We start from the raw sequence: 20,794 nt of genomic DNA on the forward strand, positions 1-20,794 counted from the left end.
GTCGAGCTCAGGCGCCTCGATGCATCCGGCGGGGCGAAACAGGCTGTCCAGCTGTCGGTGCGCGACTACGGCCCCGGCATCGCGCCCGAGCATCTGCCCCGGCTGACGGAGCGCTTCTACCGGGTCGAGGGCCAGAAGAGCGGCGGCGAGCGGGCCGGCACGGGCCTGGGCCTCGCCATCGTCAAGCACATCGTCAACCGCCACCGCGGCGGCCTCACGGTCGAGAGCGCTCCGGGTCACGGCTCAAGGTTCACGGCCTACTTCCCGGTGGCGGCCCCGAAAGGTCCGGCGGCGTAACAGAACTGTCACGCGGCCGTCGTAATCCGCTGACCATTCCCGGGCAGGTTCCGCCGCGAACGACGGGGCGTCCCCGGGCGTTCGATTCCCCCGGCCCGGACCCGCATGATCCTGCTCTTCCTGCCGATTCTGCTCGTCGCCGCGGTCGCCGCCTGGGCAGGGGCGCGTCTGCTGGCGCGACAGCGTCAGCGGGGCGAGCGGGCGCATTCGCGCCCTGGCCAATTTGGCGCCTGGGCCCTGATCTGGACGGTGTTTCCGGCGGTGGTCGTGCTGATCGCGGCGGCGCTCGTCACCCCGTCGATCGAAGCCGCCCTGATCTCGTCCGGCGCGCCGGAGGCCGTCGGCGAGCTGGACCCGCTCCGCCGCTCCGCCTTCTTCGCCGACGCCCGCTCGGTCGGGGCCGGGCAGCCGGCGGCGCAGATCTGGGCCGCCCCCTATGCCGACCTGCTGCCGGCCGAGGGCGCCCGCGTCGCCCGGATCAGCTGGATGCTGGAACTGGCCGGCCTGGTCCTGGCGGCGCTGGCGGCCCTCGCCGGGGCATTCTACGTCTTCCGCCGCATTCGCCCTGACCTGAGGGCGCGCAACCGGGTCGAGGGCTGGATCGTCGGCCTGCTGTTCGCCAGTTCGGCCGTCGCGATCCTGACCACCGTCGGAATCATCGCTTCCCTGGTGTTCGACTCCATCCGCTTCTTCGCCTCCGTGCCGATCACGGAATTCCTGTTCGGGACCCAGTGGAGCCCGCAGACGGCCATCCGCGCCGACCAGGTCGGCTCGACCGGCGCCTTCGGAGCCCTGCCGCTGTTCGCCGGCACCTTCCTGATCATGCTGATCGCCATGGCCGTGGCCGCGCCGGTCGGTCTGTTCGCGGCCATCTACCTGTCGGAGTACGCCGGACCGGTCTTCCGGGCCACGGTGAAGCCCGTGCTGGAGGTCCTCGCGGGCGTGCCGACCGTGGTCTACGGCTTCTTCGCCGCGCTGACGGTGGGCCCGGCCTTCCGCGAATTCTTCAACGCAATCGGCGCGGCGCTGGTCGGAGGGCCGCTGGACGGCGTCGGCCAGTATCTGATGCTGGTCCAGAACCAGATGGCGCTCGTCGCCGGCGCGGTCATGGGGATCATGCTGATCCCCTTCGTCAGCTCCCTGTCCGACGACATCATCAACGCCGTGCCCCAGTCGCTGCGCGACGGCTCCTACGCGATGGGGGCGACGAAGTCCGAAACCGTCAAGCGCGTGCTGCTGCCCGCCGCCCTCCCCGGCGTGGCGGGGGCCATGCTGCTGGCCATGTCGCGGGCCATCGGCGAGACCATGATCGTCACCATGGCGGCGGGCCTGGCCGCGCGCCTGACCCTGAACCCGCTCGATACGGTGACCACGGTGACCGTGCAGATCGTCACCCTGCTGACCGGCGACCAGGAGTTCGACAGCCCCAAGACCCTGGCCGCCTTCGGGCTCGGCCTGACCCTCTTCCTCGTGACGTTGGCGCTGAACATCATCGCCCAGCGCATCGTCCACACCTACCGGCAGCAGTATGACTGACGCGGCCATCACTCCCGACCAGCCGGCGCCCCTCGCCGGGGCCGCGCACACCGACCGCCTGCGGGCGGGGCTGAAGCGGCGCTACGCCCGCGAACGGCGCTTCAAGCTGTACGGCCTGCTGGCCATCGGCGTCGCCGTGGGCTTCCTGCTGCTGCTGCTCGGCCGCATCTTCGAACAGGGGCACACGGCCTTCTACGCCCATTCCGTGGCCGTGCCGGTCTACATGGACCCGGCCCGGATCGACCGCGCCTACCCGCAGGGGACCAATTTCGAACTGCTGGTCGCCGAGCAGCAGCTGGCTCGCCTGGGAGTGCAGGACGACGCCGCGGGCACGAAAGCCACGGCCATGCGCGGGCTGTTCTCGTCCGAGCTCAAATTCGTCGCCGCGGACCGCATCCAGAAGAACCCGGGGCTCATCGGCCAGACCGTGTCGATCGCCGCGCCGCTGGCCGACGACGCTGACCTCTATTTCAAGGGCGAGATCACGCTCGAGACACCCGCCGAGCAGCGCCGCCTCTCCGACGAGCAGATCGGCTGGCTGGACCGGCTGAAGGCCGACGGCCTCGTCGCCGGCCATTTCAACAGCGCCCTGCTCACCAAGGGCGATTCGACCGAACCCGAGCTGGCCGGCGTGCTGGGGGCCGTGGTCGGCTCGGCCCTGATGCTGCTGGTGACCGCCCTGATCGCCCTGCCTCTCGGCGTCGGCGCGGCCCTCTACCTGGAGGAGTTCGCGCCCAGGGGCCGGCTGACCAATCTGATCGAGGTCAACATCAACAACCTCGCCGCCGTGCCGTCGATCATCTACGGCCTGCTGGGGCTGGCCCTGTTCATCAACTGGATGCATCTGCCGCGGGCCAGCCCGCTGGTCGGGGGTCTGGTGCTGGCCTTGATGGCCCTGCCGACCATCATCATCGCCACCCGCTCGGCGCTGAAGGCGGTGCCGCCCTCGATCCGCGAGGCGGCGCTGGCCATGGGCGCGTCGAAGACCCAGACCGTGTTCCATCACACCCTGCCGCTGGCCATGCCGGGGGTCATGACGGGCGCCATCATCTCGATGGCCCACGCGCTGGGCGAGACGGCGCCGCTGCTGCTGATCGGCATGGTCAGCTTCGTGCCGGGGATTCCGCACGCGGTGACCGAACCCTCGGGGGCCCTGCCCTCGCTGATCTACATCTGGGAGAATGCTTCCGAGCGCGCGTTCCACGAGCGCACGGCAGCGGCCATCATGGTTCTCCTGGCCTTCATGATCGTCATGAATGCCGCCGCCGTTCTGTTGCGGCGGCATTTCGAACGCCGGTGGTAAGCCTATGAGATTCAATCTTTTCCGCGCCCCGGATGACGCCCACGGCGGCCCTTCCGCCGAAGCGTCGGTGGTGGTCCCGCCCCCGGTCCTGCACAGCGCCGACCCAAATGCGCCGGTCAAGATCTGCGCGCGTGACGTGTCCGTCTTCTACGGCGACAAACAGGCCCTGCACGATGTCTCGATGGACATCGCGGACAAGACCGTCACCGCCCTGATCGGCCCGTCGGGATGCGGCAAGTCGACCTTCCTGCGGACCATGAACCGCATGAACGACACCATCCAGGGCGCCCGTGTCGTCGGCCGCATCGAGATCGACGGCGAGGACGTCAACGCCAGGTCGGTCGATCCCGTGCTGCTGCGCGCCCGCGTCGGCATGGTGTTCCAGAAGCCGAACCCCTTCCCCAAGACCATCTACGAGAACGTCGCCTACGGCCCCCGCATCCACGGCCTCGCCGACGGCAAGGACGAGCTGGACGGCATCGTCGAGGCCTCGCTGAAGCGGGCCGGCCTGTGGGACGAGGTCGCCGAACGGCTGCACTCGCCCGGCACAGGCCTGTCCGGCGGCCAGCAGCAGCGGCTGGTCATCGCCCGCGCCATCGCGGTCGAGCCAGAGGTCATCCTGATGGACGAGCCCTGCTCGGCTCTCGACCCCATCGCCACGGCGAAGATCGAGGAGCTGATCGACGAGCTGCGCGAGCGCTACTGCATCGTCATCGTCACCCACTCCATGGCCCAGGCCGCGCGCGTCAGCCAGCGCACCGCCTTCTTCCACCTCGGCCGGCTGGTCGAGATGGGCGACACCGAGGACATCTTCACCAATCCGCGCGAGCGGCGCACGCTCGACTACATCACCGGCCGCTTCGGCTAGGACCCGCCCATGACCCAGCACACCGTCAAGGCCTATGGCGACGAACTGGACCAGCTGACCGCCGAGGTCGCCCGCATGGGCGGCCTGGCCGAGGCCCAGGTCGCCGACGCCATCGAATCCGTCGCCCGCCGCGACGTCGCTCTCGGCCGCTCCGTGGTCGAGCGCGACGCCCGGCTGGACGCCCTGCACCGCGAAATCGAGAAGAAGGCCATCCGCCTGATCGCCCTGCGCCAGCCGGTCGCCTCCGACCTGCGCCGCACCCTGTCGGCGATGAAGCTGGCGACCGACCTCGAACGCACCGGCGACCTCGGCAAGAACATCGCCAAGCGCGGCCTGGTCCTGGCCGAGGGCGAGCCGATGCAGCCGCTCACGCGGTCGATCGAGAGGATGGGCAAGCTGGTCTCCATGCGCCTGCGCGACGTGCTCGATGCCTACGCCGCCGGCGAGGTCGACCGGGCCATCGCCGTCTGGAACACCGACGACGAGGTCGACGAGCACTACAACAGCCTGTTCCGCGAGCTGCTGACCTACATGATGGGCGACCCGCGCACGATCGGGGCCTGCACCCACCTGCTGTTCATGGCCAAGAACCTCGAGCGCATCGGCGACCACGCCACGAACATCGCCGAGACCATCCACTACGAGATCACCGGCGAGGAGTTCACGGGCGAGCGCCCGCGCTGGAACCCCGACGCCGCCGAAGACACGCCCGAAGCGCCGACGACCGCCTGAATCCCGGAGAACCGCCGTGCAGCCCTATGTTCTGGTGATGGAAGACGAGGACGCCCTGGCCACCCTGGTCCAGTATAACCTCGAGAAGGAAGGCTATCGGGTCGTCATCGCCGCCGACGGCGAGGAGGGCATGCTGCAGATCGAGGAGCGCATGCCCGACCTCGTCCTGCTCGACTGGATGTTGCCCAAGCTGTCCGGCATCGAGGTCTGCCGGCGTATCCGCGGCAAGGCCGAGACCCGCAACCTGCCGATCATCATGCTCACCGCGCGCGGCGAGGAGAGCGACCGCGTGCGCGGCCTCGACACCGGCGCCGACGACTACATGACCAAGCCCTTCTCGATGGTCGAGCTGAACGCCCGCATCCGCGCCGTGCTGCGCCGTATCCGCCCGGGCCTGGCTGACGACCGCCTGTCCCACGGCGACATCGTCATCGACCGCGTCGCCCACCGCGTCCGCCGCGTCGGGACCGAGATCCACCTCGGCCCCACCGAGTTCCGCCTTCTCGACCACCTGATGCAGCACCCCGGCCGCGTGTTCAGCCGCGAACAGCTGCTCGACGCCGTCTGGGGCTCGGACGTCTACGTCGAGGCCCGCACCGTCGACGTCCACGTCGGCCGCCTGCGCAAGGCGCTCAACATCGAGGGCACGGTCAATCCGATCAGGACGGTGCGCTCAGCGGGCTATTCGCTGGATCTGGGGGGTTAGGAACCAGGGCGATCGCGCCGGAGCGCGGTAGGGGCTGAACCTTGCCGGGTCGGCCCCCGAACGTGACAGAGGGGCGGCCGATTGACCGCCCCTCCTCACACTCAACGCGTCAGAGACGTCTTACCTGACGCCGATCGGGTCGGGATTGCCGTCAGGGTCCCCGGCCACCGGACCGCCATTGCGGACCGCGCCGGCCAGCAGAAGGCCGGCGAGGTGCGGCGTGGCCATCGAGGTGCCGCTGATGGTGTTGTAGCCGCCATCCTTCCAGGTCGATTTGATCGACGAGCCGGGCTCGGCATAGTCGATCGGCGGATTCCCGAAGTTCGAGTAGGACGCCCACCGGTCGCCAACGCCGAAGGCCGAGACGGTGTAGACATTCGGGCCGTTGGCGCGGGCCGGCGAATGGTTGTTGGCGTTGTCGCTCTCGTTTCCGGCGGCGAGGGCGAAGCGAACGCCGCCCGACGCGGCCGACACCACCGCATCGTCGAGCGCCTGGCTGACGCCGCCGCCGAGGCTCATGTTGGCGACGTCGCCCGAGCGGCCGTACTGGGCAACATAGTCGACGCCGGCGATGACCCCCGAGGTAGTGCCGCTGCCGCGACGATCGAGCACGCGGACCGCGACCACCGAGGCTCCCGGCACCACTCCGATTACGCCGATGGTGTTGTCCAGCGCGGCGATCGTGCCCGCCACGTGGGTGCCATGGCCGTTCAGATCTTCCGGCGAGGCGTCATTGGACAGGAAGCTGCGGCTGCGCGCGACATCGACCCTGAGGTCCGGATGGTCGAGGTCGATGCCCGAGTCGATCACCCATGCGGTGCCGAACGCGCCGGCGGCGCCACCGTTGACGCGCGCGATACCCCACGGGGTCTCCTGCGCGGGCTGAACGCTTCCGCCGCCGCCGGGCCTCGCTTCAGCCCTGACCGGAGGAATGGAGAAGACCCGATCCTGTTCGCAATAGGCGATATTCGGATTGGCCGCAGTGACGCGCTCGAGCGCCTGCGGCGGCAGGTCGGCGGCGAAGCCCTGGATGGCCACGCTGTAGACGTGCTTCACCCGGCCGCCGCCTGCCTGGGCCGCCCGGTTGGCTTCCGCCTGGGCGTTTCCGCGGGACACGGTGTTCTTCTTGAACACGCAGACGTAGCTGCCGGGAACGACATCCCCGGCTTCCTGTGCCTGGGCCGGCAGGGCCAAGGCCATCAAGGAAACGCTCGCAATACCTAAGACTGTAAGTTTCAACACATCAACTCCCTCTACGTTGTGGATACGGTCAAGCTCATCCGCCACAACTGAGTCGATGCTATGAACAACTTTTCGCCTTGTCGACGAAAAGATTCTGTCACAGGCAAATATTGTAGGTTAACTCTGCAGACTACTTGGCACGCAATATTGTTGCTCGAAGCAAATGCTCCGGGATCATGAGTTCTCTTCTCGATATGTACTGAACCCGGACTATTGCAGCTGCGGCGCCTCACTGGTGAGCAGGCGCGCATCCGACTGGTTCTCGAACCGTCGGTGCCGAACGATACGCGGCGTGATGATGATGTAGAGCTCGGTCTTCGACCGCGTCGAACGATCGACGCGGAAGAGATTCCCGACGAGCGGAACGTCTCCGAGCAGGGGCACCCGGGAGGTGGTGGTGAGGGTATTCTCCTGGGTCAGCCCGCCGATGACGAACGTCTCGCCGTCGCGCACAGAGGCCGAAGTCTCGGCCTCGCGTTGGCTGATCGTCGGATAACCCTGAGAAAATCCGGTCACCGACGAGACCACGCAGTAGATCTGCGAGGTCACGAAGCCGTCGGAACTCACGCGCGGCGCGATCTGCAACGTCACCCCGACATTCACATACTGAACTTGCTGGGAGACGGCGTTGACTCCGGACAAGGCGATCGACGTCAGGATGGGCAGGGCGTCGCCCGTGATGATCTTGGCGGTCCCGCCGCTTTGCGCGGCGATGCGGGGGCGGGACACGATACGGCCCTCGCCGAGTTGCACCTGTGCGTAGATGCTGGCCTGCAAGGCGCCGGAAGGCAGCGTCATCTCGGGATCGAGCCCGAAGGGAAGGTTCGCCCCGGTCTGCAGGGTTCCAACCGCGATCTGACCGGCGGGATTGTTCAGGTCGATGCCCAGATTGCGCACGCCCTGTTCGGTGAGTTCGACGAACTGGGTCTCCAGGATGACCGAGTCCACCGGGATGTCGATGAGCGCGATCTGCTCCTTCACCCGGGCGATCCGCTCCTGGGTGCCGGTGATCCAGATGGCGTTCAGTCGCCGGTCGATCGCCAGGCCCTGCCCCGGGAAAGACTCGCCCAGCGGCACGCTCTCACGCTGCGCCTCGACGCCGTTGCTGAAATTCTGCTGCGTGCTCGACCCCACGGATCCGAAGCCCGGCTCGCGCCGGATGAAGACGTTGTTGGGCTGGATGGTGTGGCCTTCGATCAGCAGGCCGATCACTTCGCTGACGTCGGCGTACCTCAGGGGCACGAGTTCGGACGCGTCTCCCGAGACGTCGCCGCCCACCGGAGCGGTCTGGGCATAGGCCGGGAGGTCGCTCGCCGGTACGACCGCCTCGCCCGTGGATCCGAGGGGGCGAACGCCGGCGACTTCCTCTTCGCTGATCCTCCTCACCATGACCTGGAACGCCCGGTCTCCGGCGGGCTCGACCGTGACGGAGGCGGGCTCGGAGGTGTTGAACGTGACCCTCAAATCGCCGTTCGCACTGTCGAAAGCGACCTGTCGGACCAGGCCGTTCGGGAGTCTGGGGACAGCCGCACGCGGGGCCCGTAGCGTCGAACGCAACACCACTTCGGGCCGCCTCGGGTTGGCGTTCACCGCCGCATAGGGCGGCTCGGTCGGTGAAAAGCGCAACAGGAAGCCCGCCTGATCCGCCCCTTGGGTGATCAGCGACATTTCCTCCAGCACCGACGGCGTTTGGGCCGCACCCGGAACCGCGCCGAAAAGCACGCTGGCCGCCATCAACACACTGGCCGCCCAGCGGAACACTACCGTTTTATACGCTTGCAACTGATCTTGACCCACACCGCAAGAGGGTCAGCCTAGTGCACGCAGTATCGATTACAACCCCCCGATCAAAGTGTAGGCGAGCGTACACTTCCTACTGAAACGAGATTAACGGAGTCAATAATCTCAAGCAAATTCGTTTAAGCCTTTCCCGCCAAAATCTCGCCTCACTCTAGGCTGTTTCCAGCACCGCAGGCGGCGGATAGACTGGGATTCACCATCCCAGGTCTTAAGCTTGACTATTGGGGTATGAGATGGCGCGCGACGAGCGGCCGGCCGTCCCGGGGCTCCGACCTCTACGTCGAACTCCGCATCCTTGAAGTCTGCGTCGGCCGGCTTCGCGGCGCGCTGAACATCGAGGGCGCGGTCAATCCGATCCGCACGATCAGGTCGGCGGACTATTCGTGGGATTTGGGCGGCCGAATGGTCGCCATCTTCTTGGTCGCCAGCCGTAGCCTGACGTCCTCGCGAGACAGCTCGACAGCGACCCTGACGAGGGACGCCATCGACTCAATAAAGGGGCCCCAAGGTCCGCCGGCGCCCTCCAGATTTTGACGCCCAAGTCTGAGCATGGGCCGCCTGGCGGGGAACCCCGCGTCCCGTCGGAGAGCCCCGGGGGCCAGCTTCGGCGCGACCGCTCTCGCGGCGATGGAGCCCCCACCCGTCGCGCCAGCTCTCATGGCGACCGCCACACCCGGCGTCAGGGCCCGGTTCACGATCCGGTTCCGGCTCGCCGGGTAAGGTCGCCCGCCAACCGGCTCCTACCCCTCCCCCACATCTTCCGGCTCGAGCTCGTAGACCGTCGCGCAGTACTCGCAGGTCACCCGGATCTTGCCGTCGGCTTCGACCATCTCCGCCCGCTCGTCCGGGCTGAACGAGCCCAGCACCGTGCCGATGCGGTCCTTCGAGCAGCGGCACACCGCCTGAAGGGCGCGCGCATCCTCCAGCCGCACCCCGTCCTCGTGGAACAGCCGGAACAGCAGGGTCTCCGGCGTCACCGTCGGGTCGATCAGCTCGTCGTCGCCCAAGGTCTGGAACAGGGCCCGCGACCGGTCCCACGCCTCTTCGGTCGAGCCGCGGGCGGCGTCGCCGGCGATGAGCTGGATCAGCGCCCCGCCGGCCCGCCAGGCCGTGCCCTTGTCCGACGTAACCGAACCGACCGCCAGCCGCACCTTGGTCGGGATCTGCTCGGACTGCTGAAAATAGTGCTCGGCCGCCAGCGACAGGCTCTCGCCCTCGATCGGCGTGATGCCCTGTGTGCGTTCGAAGTCGGGGCCACGGTCAAGCGTCATCACGAACAGGCCTTCGCCCAGCAGCGTCTTCGCGCCCGGACGCGAGAACCCCTGCGAGGCCGCGGCGACCTCGGCCTCGTCGAAGCGGCAGTAGCCGCGCAGATGCCCCTGGGTGTCGTAGTCGGCGACCACGTAGCGGACCGGGCCGTCGCCCTGCGCCTGGACGATCAGCCGGCCCTCGAACTTCAGGCTGGAGCCGATCAGTGCGGCCAGGGCGCAGGCCTCGCCCAGCAGGGCCGCGACCGGCTCCGGATAGGCATGGGCCGACAGGATGGCGTCGATGGTTTCGCCCAGACGGACCAGCCGGCCGCGCACCGGCCAGCCCTCGATCTGGAAGGCGGCGGCGAGATTGTCGGCCAATGGGGCGCCGTGGGGAGCGGCGGGCGCGTGATCGGTCACGGCGGTCCTCGAAAAGCGGCGGTTGTTCGGAAGCGCCGCAAGATAGGCGCCCGTATCGCGATTGGTAAGGGCGGCGTGCTAGACGAGGAACCGGCGGGGTCGCGGTCCCGTTCCAGAAGGCCCCTGTCGAACCTGTCCAGCCGGCGATTTCATGACCAAAGCGACGCTCAAGCCCCTGAAACAGCAGGCCATCGTGATCACCGGCGCGACCTCCGGCATCGGTCTGGCGGTGGCCCGACGGGCGGCCCGTGCGGGCGCCTGCGTCTTCCTGATCGCACGCGGCGAGCAGGACCTCAGGGCGCTGACGGAAGAGCTTCAGGCCACCGGCGCCCGCGCGGCCTGGGCGGTGGCCGACGTGGCCGACCACGACGCCCTCAAGGAGGCGGCCGAGAAATGCGTGCGGCTGTTCGGCGGCTTCGACACCTGGGTGAACAATGCCGGCGTGTCGATCTTCGGCGTCATCCGTGAGACGAGGCTGGAGGATCAGCGGCGGCTGTTCGAGACCAACTACTGGGGCGTCGTCAACGGCTCGCTGATCGCTTCGGAGCATCTGCGCGAGAGGCCCGGCGGCGGAGCGATCATCAACGTCGGCTCCGTCCTGTCCGACGCGCCGATCCCGGTGCAGGGGGTCTATTCGGCCTCCAAGCACGCGGTGAAGGGCTTCACCAACGCCCTGCGCATGGAGCTGATGCGCGAGCAGGCGCCGATCACCGTCAGCCTGGTCAAGCCGGGGGCCATAGACACCCCCTACAACCGTCATGCCCGGAACCTGACCGGCCAGGCCATGCAGAACCCGCAGCCGGTCTATGCGACCCATGTGGTAGCCGACACCATCCTCTACTGCGCCGAACACCCGATCCGCGAGATCACCGTCGGCGGCGGCAGCTGGCTGATCGCCAGTTTCTATTCCGCCCTGCCCGGCGTGGCGGAACCTCTTTTCGCGCGGTTCGCTCCTAGCCTGATGCGGGACAGGCGTTCCGCGTGGCAACCGGACGAGGACGGGCTCTATGACCCGACCGACGACGGTCTCGACGAAGAGGTCTACTATCCCATGGTCCGACAATTCTCCGCCCTCGCTGAAGTCAGGAAGCATCCGGGCATCACCGCCGGCGTGGTGGCGGTTCTCGCCGGCGTCGGCCTGGCCACCCTGCTGCTCAACCAGCGCACCGGCCCAACCCGGCTGGAAAGCCTGCGCGGACGCTTCAACCCGCGCGGCTGGATCGGCGCCGGCGGCCTGCGCAGCCGGTTCGACGATCTGACGGAGACGATGCGGCGCGGCGTCAGCGAGGTCGGCGAACGCGCCGCCGAGTTCGGCGACGAGGCCGGTCACCGCTCGCGGCGATTCCTGCACGACACCCGCCATACCTCGCGCAAGGCCCTGAAGAAGCACGGCAAGCGGGCCCGCCACTACGCCTCTGAGGCGGGGACCTACGCGCGCGACCACGCGAAGGAAGGCGGCGCCATCCTCGCCCTGGCCACCATCGCCGCGGCTGTCGGCGCGGCGGCGCTGGATGCGCGGCGTCCCGACAGCAAGCTGCGCAGCCTCGGTCGCTTCTGATCTGCTTCGTTTCTGACCAAACAGTCTGCCCAATGTGCGCCGGTCGGCCTGAAGGGGCCGGCCGGCGTCTTCTTGCCGCTGATGAAACCCGCCTCCCGTCAGGCCGTCGCTCTGCTGGCAATCCGCGGAATTATGGTCCGATAGCGCGGAAGACCTCCCGCCTTTCCAGACACATCGGATTTTCTCGACGCGATTTTCCCGCCGCACAAACCAGCGGGCGCATAATGCCGCTCGTCCTGTCGCTCCGGCAGGCGCCGGACTTGGACAATCGCATCCCCGCCGCACCGCCGCAGGCGCGCCGATATAGACTCTGCCGACTCTGCCACAGCGAATTTCTGCAGACCCTGCCGACTCTGCCGACTCTGCCACACCGTTTTTTCCGGATTTCACCCGGCTGGAATACGGCCGTTGCTGCAGGTGCGAAGGTAAGCCAAGCTCCCGTCCATGGCTGACGCGACCTGGGTTTTCGATTTCGACTCCACGCTCGTCGACTTCGAGACGCTCGAGGTTCTGGCCGAAATCGCGCTGGAAGGCCGCTCCGACGCCTCCTCCGTCCGGGTCGAGATCGAACGGCTGACCGACCTCGCCATGTCCGGCGAGCTGCCGTTCGCGGAGGCCCTGAAGCGACGCCTCGCCCTGCTGCCCCTGACCCGCGGCCACGTCCGGCAGCTGGCGGGGGACGCCGTCCGCCGCCTGACCGCCTCGGTGGAGCGGAACCGGGCCTTCTTCCGCGACCACGCCGACCGGCTGGTCATCGTCTCCGGCGGCTTTCGCGAAGTCATCGCCGGCGTGGCCCAGGCGCTCGGCGTCTCCGCCGACCGCGTCATCGCCAACGACCTCGTCTATGACGGCGACCGGGTCGCGGGCGTTGCCGACAGCCCCCTGCTCGCCCCCTTCGGCAAGGCGCTGGCGCTGAAGGCCATCGACCTGACCCGCCCGGTCGTCATGGTCGGCGACGGCTGGACCGACGCCGAGGTCAAACAGGCGGGCGTGGCCGACCGCTTCTACGCCTTCACCGAGGTGGTCCGCCGCGAGCGCGCCGTCGCCGCCGCCGACGCCGAGGCCGCCTCGATCGACGAACTCCTGCACCTCGAAGGCCTCTCCGGCCGCTGGTCCTATCCGCGCAGCCGCATGCGGATGCTGCTGCTCGAGAATGTCCATCCGGCCGCGGTCCAGCGCCTGGAGGAAGCCGGCTACCAGGTCGAAACCGCCAAGGGCGCGCTCGACGAGGACGCCTTGATCGAGCGCGTCAGGGGCGTGCATGTGCTCGGCGTGCGCTCCAAGACACAGGTCAGCGCCCGCGTCCTCGGCGCCGCCGACAGGCTGATGGCCGTCGCCGCCTTCTGCATCGGGACCAACCAGATCGACCTCGAGGCCGCCGCCGGACGCGGCGTGGCCGTCTTCAACGCCCCCTATTCCAACACCCGCTCGGTGGTGGAGCTGGCCGTTGGCCTGACCATCGCCCTGCTCCGCGACGTCACCGACAAGTCGGCGGCCATGCACCGCGGCGAGTGGAACAAGTCCGCCACCGGCGCGCGCGAGCTGCGCGGCAAGACGCTGGGCATCGTCGGCTACGGCGCCATCGGGTCGCAGCTGTCGGTGCTGGCGGAGGCGCTCGGCATGCGGGTGATCTTCCATGACCGGACCGAGCGGCTGGCCCTCGGCAACGCCCGGCGCATGCCCTCGCTGGACGCCCTGCTGACCGAAAGCGACGTGGTCAGCCTGCATGTTGACGGACGGATCGGGAACACCGCCCTGATCGGCGCCGCCGAGCTGTCGCGGATGAAGCCCGGAGCCCTGCTGCTCAACCTGTCGCGCGGCCACGTCGTCGACGTCGGCGCCCTGGCGCAGGCCCTGGGCTCGGGTCGCATCGGCGGCGCCGCGATCGATGTCTTTCCCGACGAGCCGGCGACCAACGCCGATCCGTTCGACAGCCCCCTGCGCGGCCTGAAGAACGTCATCCTGACCCCGCACATCGGCGGCTCGACCGAGGAGGCGCAGGAGGCCATCGCCGAGTTCGCGGCCGAGCGCCTGCTGGCCTATCTGAACCGCGGCGACACCACCTTCTGCGTCAACCTGCCGAACGTGCAACTGGCCGAGGTGACCGGGGCCCATCGCATCCTGCACATCCACCGCAATCAGCCCGGCGTGCTGGCCGAGCTGAACCGGGCCCTCGCCTCGGCCGGGCTGAACATCCTCGGCCAGCACCTCAAGACCGACGAGCGCACCGGCTACGTCATCACCGACGTCGATCGCGACTACGATCCCGCCGCCCTGAAGGCGCTGAAGAGTGTGGCGGGGACGCTGCGCTTCCGGATGCTGCACTGAAAGCTTCCCCGGCGGCATCTTGCGCACGCCGAAAACCCGCGCAGAGTGCTTGCAACGGTCGCATCTGACGGCCGAGGGAGGATCATCGATGTCTCGTTTCCTGCGCAACGCGGCCGCCGCCGCGCTGGCCGTCGCCGCCGTCGGCGCGTTCGCATCCACCGCCAGCGCCCAGACCTACGGCCGGCTGGTCGTGTTCGGCGACAGCCTGAGCGACAACGGCAATCTCTACGCCATCCTCGGCCAGCCAACCTCGCCGCCCTACTACCAGGGCCGGTTCTCGAACGGGCCGGTCTTCACCGAACTGCTGGGCTTCAACGCCGGGCGCTACACCGCCGGCGCGCCGGTGACCGGCAGCGTCAACTACGCCTTCGGCGGCGCCCGCACCGACAACGCGGCCCTGCCGCCCGGCATGCGCAACCAGCTGCTGGCCTACACCAGCGGCGGCGGCGCCTTCGGCGCCAATGACCTGGTCAGCGTCCTCGGCGGCGCCAACAATATCTTCCAGGCCTTCCCCGGCGCGGCGGCGAACCCGTTGACCGCCCAGTCGACCATGCAGGCCGTGGCCACGGCAGCGGCCGGCGACATCAACTTCATCGTCAATAGCGTGGCCGGCGCCGGCGCCGGCACCATCCTGGTCACCAACCTGCCGCGTCTCGGGCTCACCCCGCAATTCTCGGCCAGCAACATCGGGGCTTCCGGATCGGCGCTCGCGGACTTCTCGGCCACGACCTTCAACTCGGCGCTGTTGACGGGCCTCTTCACGGTCGCCGGGAACAATCCGGACAGCAACATCATCATGATGGACCTGTACAAGATCGGCGCCGTGCTGGCGGGCAACCCGGGCGCCTTCGGCCTGAGCAATGTGACCGCTCCGTGCTTCAACGGCGTCACCGTCTGCGCCGACCCGGACAGCTATCTGTACTGGGACAACGTGCACCCGACGGCGGCAGGGCACCAGCTGATCGCGGCCCTGGCCAACGACTACCTCTACTACGGCGACCTCGGCGCCCAGTCGACGGTGCAGGCCGAGACCGGCTTCCGCCAGCGCGAGGACCTGCTGGACCTCGCCAGCGAGGGTCTGTCGGCCCGGGGAGAGTGGGAGGCTGGAACCCACCTGGCCTTCGGGGCGATCTACGACAGCGTCGAGACCGACGCCCGCGGCGTCGTGGCGGCGTCCGACGCCACCGGCTGGGGCGGACGCCTCGGCCTCGACCACGTCATGTCCCAAACGGCGCGTTTCGGCCTGGCGGGCACCTTCCGCACCGCAGAGATCGAAGCCGGACCTATGTCCCTCGACGTCGAGTCCTACGCCCTCGACTTCTATGCCGGATGGCGCGCGGGCGACATGTTCGTCAACGCCACCGTCGGGGGCTCGATCGAAAACTACGATGACATCAGGCGGGTGACATCGCTGGCGCCGATCGTCCACACCGGTGAAACCAACGGCGGCAGCCTCGGCGCCCGGGTGCAGGCCGGCACATGGTTCGACATGGGCGGCATCGCCTTGTCGCCCCGCATCGCGGTCAACTTCGTCTCCACGGACGTCAACGGCTATGTCGAACAGGGCGCGGCCGCGCAGTACCAGTACGAGGACCGCACCGTGCAGGCCGGCAGCGGGGAAGTCTCGCTGCGCGCCGAGGGCGGCGGCGACGGCCTGAATTTCTGGGTCGAGGGCGGCTACCGCGACAGCTTCGGCGACAGCAGCGATGCGGTGCGGGTCGGCATCGCCGGCAACCCGGCCCAGGTGCTGGAGCGCGAGTTCGACGACCCGTTCGGCGGCTCCCTGATCGCCTCCGCCGGGCTCGAGGCCGATGTCGGACCGGGCACGGTCTCACTCGGCTACCGCGGCCGTTTCGGCGACGCCGCGGACAGCCATGTGGGCGCCGTCACCTTCCGTCTGCCGCTACAGTAAGCCACGGCGGATATCCGGATCAGGCGCGCCGCCTTCGGGTAGCGCGCCTTTTTCGTATACGTGGATTTTGCTGAAAACCTTGGGGTTTCCACGGCTCCGCTGCGACCTCCTGTCACCCCGAGGGAACCTTTTCGGCCCCAAAGTCGCCCAGCCCGGCCCGTAGAAAAAGCGTCCTCCCGGTCGCCGGCCGAGAGCGTCGCCAAGTGGCGGCCCGTCGGCGCCTTCACTGCTCAATTTGAGCCGAAAAGACGGAGCTGACGCCGCCATGCGACGCCTGTTGCCGACCGCCCGGTCGTTCCTGTTTCATTCCGGTCAAGCCGCCGCGCTGGCCTCGGTCGCCGTGCTCGCCATGGCCGCCGCTCCGACTCCGGAGCCGTACTACGCTTCCACCGAAGTCGCTCCGGCCGTGCCGGAGGCGCCTCCGGTGACCGCCGTCGCCCGTCCGGCCGGTCCGATGACCCGCCTGATCGCCTTCGTGGCCCCGTTGAAGGGCTACGCCATCAACTCGGCGTTCGGCCTGCGCCGCCTCGCCGGCGAGCCCGCCGCGCGTCAGCACAAGGGCGTCGACATGGCCGCGCCGCAGGGCACCAGCGTCTTCGTCGCTTGCGAGGGCGAGGTTCTGCGCACGGGCTATGATGCGGGCGGTTACGGCCGCTTCATCGAGGTCCGCCATCCGAACGGAATGAGCACCCTCTACGCCCACCTGAGCCGCGTTGACGTGTCCCGGGGCGATCGTCTGGCCTCCGGCGAGCGTATCGGACTGGTCGGCTCCACCGGTCGCTCCACCGGACCGCACCTGCATTTCGAAGTCCGCCGCGACCATGCCCAGGTCAATCCAACCTCGGTGCTCGGACAGGAGTTCGAGATCGAGGTCGAGACCACCGTCTAGGGCGCGCACAGCCACGGTTTCTTCACCCCTTTATCGGATGCTGTCCGGTCATAAGGGGGCGACTTGGACCGTATCCTTTACTGCCTGACGATTGAGCACGACTGGCGCTGGACGCTGGCGGCCGGCGTGCTGTGCATTTTCGGGCTCGGCACCGCCTTCCGGCTGCTGGTCGAGGCCCGCGCACTTCAACGGGCCCGGCGGCGCGAAGTCGCCCTGCTCGGCGCGGTCGTGGGCGGGGTGGCGGCCTTCTCGACCCATTTCGTGGCCATGCAGGGCTATGACGCCGGCGGCGAGGTTCGCTACGGTCTGGCCCTGACGCTCGTATCGCTGGCCCTCGGGGTCGGAGGCGTGGCGCTCGGCTCCGTCATCCTGCTGGCCAGGGACAGCCGCCTCTATCGCGGACTGGGCGGCATGGTCGGCCTGTCGGGCGTCGCCGCCATGCATTTTGTCGGTATCGCCGCGCTGGAACTGCCGGGACGCGCCGTCGGCTGGGACCCGGTCCTCGCCGGCGCCGCGGTTGTCGGCGGCCTCGCTATGGCCCTGGTGACCGGCGCCGTCGTCTACGGCAAGGGCGTGGCGCGCTTTGCGGGCACCTGCGTGTCAGGCGCCGTGTCCATCATCATCCTTCATTTCACGGCCATGAGCGCCATGGCGGTCGCGCCGGCCACGATCTCGGCCACGGGCGGCGTGGGGCCCACTTTTTCCGCCTCGACCATGCTGGTGGTGCTGACCGTCATGGTGATGGGCATCGTCGCCGTCGCCGGCGCGGTCGCCTGGATGGGGTATTTCTCCCGCTCCAGCGCCCTGAACCAGATCCGCGAAGCCATCGACGCCATGCCGGACGGCCTCGCCTTCTTCGACGCCGACGACCGCCTGGTGCTGTGGAACAACCGCTATGACGAGGTGAACCCGGAGCTGTCATCCAACCTCCAGGCCGGGATGACCTTCCGCCAGATCATCCAGATCGGACTGAACGAGGGCCTCTACGCCGAGGCCAAGGGCCGCGAGGCCGAGTGGATAGCGGAACGGATGAACTCCCGCCGCGCGCTGTCGGCCATGATGGAGCAGCGGATCGCGGGCGACCGCTGGCTGCGCGTCGCCGACCGCCGCACCGCGGCCGGCGGGATCGTAACGGTCTGCACCGACATCACCGATCTGAAGAACGACGCCCAGGCGCTGGTCGAGGCGCGCGACGCGGCCGAGGCGGCCAACGCGGCCAAGAGCCAGTTCCTGGCGAACATGAGCCATGAGATCCGCACGCCGCTGAACGGCGTCATCGGCCTCGCCCAGGCCCTGGCCAACACCGGCCTGACTCCGCAGCAGTCGGAGATGCTCGAACTGATCCAGTCGTCGGGCCGCACCCTGCAGGTGCTGCTCAGCGACATCCTCGATCTGGCCCGGGTCGAGTCCGGCCGGATGGAGCTGTCGGAAGAGCCGTTCGACCTCGGACGCGCGGTGCGCGACGCCGCCCAGCTCTATGAAGCGTCGGCGCGCGAAAAGGGGCTACAGTTCTTCGTCGAGATCGCCCCCGAGGTCGACCGCTGGATCGCCGGCGACGTCGTGCGCCTGAAGCAGATCCTCACCAACCTGGTCTCCAACGCCGTCAAATTCACCGGCGAGGGCTTTGTTAGCCTGACAGCCGCCACCGGTCCGTCGCGCGACGGCGCCCCGACCCTGCGCTTCTCCGTCGAGGACACCGGCATCGGCTTCGACTGCCAGACCCGCGAACGTCTGTTCAGCCGCTTCGAACAGGCCGACGGCGCCATCACCCGCAAATTCGGCGGCTCAGGGCTCGGCCTCGCCATTTCCCGCCAGCTGGCGGAGATGATGGGCGGCGATCTGGACTGTGAGAGCGAGCCCGGCGGCGGTTCGGCCTTCATCCTGACGGTGCCCTTCAAGGTGGCGGACACACCGGCGACAGTGGCGGGCGGATTGGCCGACGACGAAGCCGGTGCGCGCGGGACCATCCGTGTGCTGCTGGCCGACGACCACCCAGTGAACCGCCGCGTGGTCGAGATGATCCTGGCCCAGGCCGACGTGGCCCTGACCTCGGTCGAGGATGGCGCGCAGGCGGTCCAGGCCCTGCGCGACGCCGACTACGACCTGGTCCTGATGGACATGCAGATGCCGGTCATGGACGGGCTGACGGCGACGCGGGAGATCCGTCTGCACGAAGCGGCCATGGGGCTGGACCGGACGCCGATCGTCATGCTGACCGCCAACGCCCTGCCGGAACATGTCAGCGCCGCGGAGGCCGCGGGCGCCGACCTGCACCTGCCCAAGCCGTTCGACGCCGCCGAACTGCTGAACCTTGTGGTCGCCTTGCCCCGGGCCGCGGCCAAGTCGATGGCCGCCTGACCGATCCCGTCTATTCGTAGCCGTGCGCCGCCTCGTTGATGACCTGCGAGGGCATCGACGAGAAGTCCACCGCGACCGGCCGCGCCGCACGCTGCTGAAAGGTCTTGATGACGTGCTCGAGCCGGCGGCGCACCTCGCGTTCGGCCTCCGTTCCGGTGTCGAGAGCCAGCGGAGCGAGGCAGAAGTCGATGATCGCCTGCGGCCGGGACATGGGTTCCATGGGTTTCTCCTGCTATTCCGCCGCCACGAACTGGGCGGCTTCGGTTGAATTCTTGAGGGCCGTGGTCGACGAGCGGCCGTTCGAGATGACGGTGGCGACCTGGTCGAAATAGCCGGTGCCGACCTCGCGCTGGTGGCGGGTGGCGGTGTAGCCGCGGGCCTCGTTGGCGAACTCGCGCTGCTGCAGCTCGGAATAGGCCGCCATGCCCCGGTCGCGGTAGCTGTCGGCCAGCTCGAACATGGCGTTGTTCAGGCTGTGGAAGCCCGCCAGGGTCACGAACTGGAACTTGTAGCCCATGGCCCCGAGCTCGCGTTGGAACCGCGCGATGGTCGGATCGTCCAGTTTGGCCTTCCAGTTGAACGAGGGCGAGCAATTGTAGGCCATCAGCTTGCCGGGATGCTCGCCCTGGATCGCCTCGGCGAAGCGACGGGCGTCGTTCAGATCCGGGTGCGAGGTCTCCCACCACAGTACGTCGGCGTATTTCGCATAGGCCAGGCCGCGGGCGATGCAGTGGTCGAGTCCTGTGCCGGGCTCCAGTCGGAAGAAGCCTTCCGGCGTCCGGTCGTCGCGGCGGATGAACGGGTGATCACGTTCGTCGATGTCGGAGGTGATCAGCTGGGCGCTCTCGGCGTCGGTGCGGGCCACGATCAGGGCCGGTGCGCCCATGACGTCGGCGGCCAGCCGGGCCGCGATCAGGTTGCTCTCGTGCGCCTGTGTCGGGATCAGCACCTTGCCGCCGAGATGGCCGCACTTCTTCTCGGAGGCCAGCTGGTCTTCGAAATGCACCCCTGCGGCCCCCGCCTCGATAAAGGCCTTCATGATCTCGAAGCTGTTCAGCGGCCCGCCGAATCCGGCCTCGGCGTCGGCGACGATGGGAGCGAACCAGTCCCGCTTCGCCCCCTCGCCCGGCTTGGCTTCAGCGTGTTCGATCTGGTCGGCGCGCTGCAGGGTCCGGTTGATACGGCGGCACAGTTCGGGCGCGGCGTTGGCCGGATACAGCGACTGGTCAGGATACATGGCCCCCGCCGTATTGGCGTCGGCCGCAACCTGCCAGCCAGACAAATAGATGGCCTTGAGCCCCGCGCGGACCATCTGCATGGCTTGGTTGCCGGTCACCGCGCCGAGGGCGTTCACGAACGGCTCCTCGTGCAGCAGTTGCCACAGGCGATTGGCGCCCCGCTCGGCCAGGGTGTGGGTGATCGGCAGCGAACCCCGCAGGCGCAGCACATCCTCCGGCGTATAGGGACGCTCAACGCCGTCGAAGCGGCCGGCCGGCGCCGGGACGAGATCTGAGAAGCTGGTCATGGTCGATGTCTCTGCGCGTTCTCGGCCGGGGCCGCGGGTCACGGGAGGAGAACACCCCACAGTCACGAAT

General features: G+C 68.5%; 16 protein-coding genes and 1 pseudogene. 12 read left to right on the plus strand and 5 right to left on the minus strand.

The features are described 5' to 3' along the window. From VEC04_RS05020 to phoB, 6 genes are all read left to right on the plus strand, one after another. The coding region (locus tag VEC04_RS05020) for a sensor histidine kinase (protein ID WP_324774468.1) at positions 1-297 on the plus strand (297 nt) is incomplete at its 5' end. A 105-nt stretch (positions 298-402) separates the two neighbouring features. After that, a complete protein-coding gene (gene pstC / locus VEC04_RS05025; RefSeq protein ID WP_324774470.1) occupies positions 403-1,833 on the plus strand; it encodes a phosphate ABC transporter permease subunit PstC in 1,431 nt (476 codons plus the stop codon). Then, on the plus strand, positions 1,826-3,136 hold the full coding sequence (gene pstA / locus VEC04_RS05030) for a phosphate ABC transporter permease PstA (RefSeq protein ID WP_324774472.1): 1,311 nt from the start codon (positions 1,826-1,828) through the stop codon (positions 3,134-3,136). The genes pstC and pstA overlap by 8 nt, the downstream gene beginning before the upstream one ends. A 4-nt stretch (positions 3,137-3,140) precedes the next feature. After that, positions 3,141-4,004: a phosphate ABC transporter ATP-binding protein PstB gene (gene pstB / locus VEC04_RS05035; protein WP_324774474.1), complete on the plus strand. Its 864-nt coding sequence runs from the start codon at positions 3,141-3,143 to the stop codon at positions 4,002-4,004. A 9-nt stretch (positions 4,005-4,013) separates the two neighbouring features. After that, entirely contained in the window at positions 4,014-4,736 is a 723-nt protein-coding gene (gene phoU, locus VEC04_RS05040) for a phosphate signaling complex protein PhoU (RefSeq protein ID WP_324774476.1), read from the plus strand. Between the two features lie 16 nt (positions 4,737-4,752). Next, positions 4,753-5,442, plus strand: a complete 690-nt coding sequence (gene phoB, locus VEC04_RS05045; protein WP_324774478.1) for a phosphate regulon transcriptional regulator PhoB — start codon at positions 4,753-4,755, stop codon at positions 5,440-5,442. A gap of 120 nt (positions 5,443-5,562) precedes the next feature. On the opposite strand, the gene VEC04_RS05050 is transcribed toward phoB, so the two are convergent. The 3 genes from VEC04_RS05050 to VEC04_RS05060 form a co-directional block, all read right to left on the minus strand. Beyond that, entirely contained in the window at positions 5,563-6,642 is a 1,080-nt protein-coding gene (locus VEC04_RS05050) for a S8 family serine peptidase (protein WP_324774480.1), read from the minus strand. A 252-nt stretch (positions 6,643-6,894) separates the two neighbouring features. Continuing rightward, positions 6,895-8,445 carry a type II secretion system protein GspD gene (locus tag VEC04_RS05055; protein WP_324774482.1) on the minus strand — a complete coding sequence of 517 codons (1,551 nt, stop codon included), beginning with the start codon at positions 8,443-8,445 and terminating at the stop codon, positions 6,895-6,897. Positions 8,446-9,224: 779 nt separating this feature from the next. After that, positions 9,225-10,154, minus strand: coding sequence for an Hsp33 family molecular chaperone (locus tag VEC04_RS05060; RefSeq protein ID WP_324774484.1), 930 nt, complete (start codon positions 10,152-10,154; stop codon positions 9,225-9,227). 151 nt (positions 10,155-10,305) lie between these two features. Here VEC04_RS05060 and VEC04_RS05065 point away from each other — a divergent pair, with 151 nt between their 5' ends. The 6 genes and pseudogenes from VEC04_RS05065 to VEC04_RS05090 all read left to right on the plus strand — a co-directional run bounded on the left by VEC04_RS05065 (position 10,306) and on the right by VEC04_RS05090 (position 19,199). Next, positions 10,306-11,712, plus strand: a complete 1,407-nt coding sequence (locus tag VEC04_RS05065) for an SDR family oxidoreductase (RefSeq protein ID WP_324774486.1) — start codon at positions 10,306-10,308, stop codon at positions 11,710-11,712. 444 nt (positions 11,713-12,156) lie between these two features. After that, positions 12,157-12,675: pseudogene (locus VEC04_RS05070) on the plus strand (HAD family hydrolase); the annotation flags it as partial. A 120-nt stretch (positions 12,676-12,795) separates the two neighbouring features. Then, the gene (serA, locus tag VEC04_RS05075; protein WP_324774530.1) at positions 12,796-14,040 is read left to right on the plus strand and encodes a phosphoglycerate dehydrogenase; all 1,245 of its coding nucleotides are present in this window, start codon (positions 12,796-12,798) and stop codon (positions 14,038-14,040) included. A gap of 88 nt (positions 14,041-14,128) precedes the next feature. After that, positions 14,129-15,952, plus strand: coding sequence for an autotransporter domain-containing protein (locus VEC04_RS05080; RefSeq protein ID WP_324774488.1), 1,824 nt, complete (start codon positions 14,129-14,131; stop codon positions 15,950-15,952). Between the two features lie 265 nt (positions 15,953-16,217). After that, a complete protein-coding gene (locus VEC04_RS05085) occupies positions 16,218-16,841 on the plus strand; it encodes a M23 family metallopeptidase (RefSeq protein WP_324774489.1) in 624 nt (207 codons plus the stop codon). 63 nt (positions 16,842-16,904) lie between these two features. Beyond that, positions 16,905-19,199 (plus strand): ATP-binding protein, encoded by a 2,295-nt coding sequence (locus VEC04_RS05090; protein WP_324774491.1) that lies wholly within the window; start codon positions 16,905-16,907, stop codon positions 19,197-19,199. Between the two features lie 10 nt (positions 19,200-19,209). Here VEC04_RS05090 and VEC04_RS05095 read toward each other — a convergent pair whose 3' ends face one another. Both VEC04_RS05095 and aceA read right to left on the minus strand, forming a co-directional pair. Next, on the minus strand, positions 19,210-19,419 hold the full coding sequence (locus tag VEC04_RS05095; RefSeq protein ID WP_324774493.1) for a hypothetical protein: 210 nt from the start codon (positions 19,417-19,419) through the stop codon (positions 19,210-19,212). 12 nt (positions 19,420-19,431) lie between these two features. Further along, positions 19,432-20,724, minus strand: coding sequence for an isocitrate lyase (gene aceA, locus VEC04_RS05100; protein ID WP_324774495.1), 1,293 nt, complete (start codon positions 20,722-20,724; stop codon positions 19,432-19,434). Positions 20,725-20,794 lie beyond the last annotated feature (70 nt).

Origin of the sequence: Brevundimonas sp. (genome assembly GCF_035626535.1) — a bacterium.
Lineage (GTDB): Bacteria > Pseudomonadota > Alphaproteobacteria > Caulobacterales > Caulobacteraceae > Brevundimonas.

Bases quoted from the DNA above. Each gene is read 5' to 3' on its own strand.
- pstC (WP_324774470.1), top strand. From the start codon at position 403: ATGATCCTGCTCTTCCTGCCGATTCTGCTCGTCGCCGCGGTCGCCGCC.
- pstA (WP_324774472.1), top strand. From the start codon at position 1,826: ATGACTGACGCGGCCATCACTCCCGACCAGCCGGCGCCCCTCGCCGGG.
- pstB (WP_324774474.1), top strand. From the start codon at position 3,141: ATGAGATTCAATCTTTTCCGCGCCCCGGATGACGCCCACGGCGGCCCT.
- phoU (WP_324774476.1), top strand. From the start codon at position 4,014: ATGACCCAGCACACCGTCAAGGCCTATGGCGACGAACTGGACCAGCTG.
- VEC04_RS05050 (WP_324774480.1), bottom strand. From the start codon at position 6,642: ATGGCCTTGGCCCTGCCGGCCCAGGCACAGGAAGCCGGGGATGTCGTT.
- VEC04_RS05065 (WP_324774486.1), top strand. From the start codon at position 10,306: ATGACCAAAGCGACGCTCAAGCCCCTGAAACAGCAGGCCATCGTGATC.
- VEC04_RS05080 (WP_324774488.1), top strand. From the start codon at position 14,129: ATGTCTCGTTTCCTGCGCAACGCGGCCGCCGCCGCGCTGGCCGTCGCC.
- VEC04_RS05085 (WP_324774489.1), top strand. From the start codon at position 16,218: ATGCGACGCCTGTTGCCGACCGCCCGGTCGTTCCTGTTTCATTCCGGT.
- VEC04_RS05095 (WP_324774493.1), bottom strand. From the start codon at position 19,419: ATGGAACCCATGTCCCGGCCGCAGGCGATCATCGACTTCTGCCTCGCT.
- aceA (WP_324774495.1), bottom strand. From the start codon at position 20,724: ATGACCAGCTTCTCAGATCTCGTCCCGGCGCCGGCCGGCCGCTTCGAC.